Source organism: Oleiphilus sp. HI0128 (genome assembly GCF_001635365.1).
Map to the genome: position 1 here is coordinate 1 of NZ_LWGG01001238.1, position 1345 is coordinate 1345.

The window sequence follows — 1345 nt, forward strand, 5'->3', positions numbered from 1 at the left end:
CGTCAGGGCTTCGATATTCGCCCTGTCTATAAGCGTGTTGATACCTGTGCTGCAGAATTCTCATCGAACACGGCTTACATGTACTCAACCTATGAAGAAGAGTGTGAGTCTCAGGTTACTGACAAAGAAAAGATCATTGTTATCGGTGGTGGCCCTAACCGTATTGGCCAGGGTATTGAGTTCGATTACTGCTGTGTTCATGCTGCCTTTGCCATGCGTGAAGACGGTTACGAGACCATCATGATCAACTGTAACCCAGAGACGGTTTCAACGGATTACGATACTTCAGACCGTTTGTACTTTGAGTCAATTACCCTGGAAGACGTATTAGAAATCGTTCAGCTAGAGAAGCCAAAGGGCGTGATTGTGCATTATGGCGGTCAGACGCCACTTAAGCTTGCGCGTGGTTTAGAAGAAGCTGGAGTGCCAATTATTGGTACTAGCCCAGATGCAATCGACCGTGCAGAAGATCGTGAGCGCTTCCAGCAAATGATTGAGCGCTTGGGCTTACGTCAGCCAGAAAATGCCACGGTTCGAAGCCATGAAGAAGCGATTACTAAAGCGACTGAAATCGGTTATCCGCTAGTTGTTCGTCCATCTTATGTATTGGGCGGGCGTGCAATGGAGATCGTCTATAACGAAGCTGAGCTAGTTAAGTACATGAAGGAGGCGGTTAGCGTATCTAACGACAGCCCTGTCTTGCTAGACCACTTCTTGAACGCGGCGATTGAGGTTGATATTGATGCCATTAGTGATGGTAAAGATGTCGTGATTGGTTCAATCATGCAGCATATCGAGCAGGCGGGTGTACACTCGGGTGACTCGGCTTGTTCATTGCCTCCATATACCTTGTCTCAAGAAGTTCAGGAAGAGATGAAGGAAGTCGTTAAAGCTATGGGTCTAGAACTTGGTGTTGTAGGTTTGATGAACGTCCAGTTGGCTTATCAGGATGGTTTGATTTACGTGATCGAGGTTAACCCTCGAGCATCACGTACAGTACCGTTTGTTTCTAAAGCTATTGGCACTTCATTGGCGAAGGTTGCTGCACGTTGTATGGCAGGTAAAACCCTGGCAGAGGCGGGCTTTACCGAGGAAGTGGTGCCTAAGCACTTCAGTGTCAAAGAGTCTGTTTTCCCGTTCAACAAGTTCCCATCTGTTGACCCGATCCTTGGCCCTGAAATGAAGTCAACGGGTGAAGTTATGGGTATCGGTGATACCTTCGATGAAGCCTTTGCTAAAGGAGTTATTGCTGCAGGTGGTGTATTGCCGAGCGGCGGTAAGGCGTTCTTGAGCGTGGGAGAAGTTGATAAGGAAGGCGTAATTGAAGTGGCACGCCTGCTTAACG

The 1345-nt window shown here is 48.0% G+C and carries 1 protein-coding gene; it reads left to right on the forward strand.

Annotated elements, in window-relative coordinates:
- On the forward strand, nt 1-1345 hold a 1345-nt coding region (gene carB, locus A3763_RS21025), incomplete at both ends, for a carbamoyl-phosphate synthase large subunit (RefSeq protein WP_156495227.1).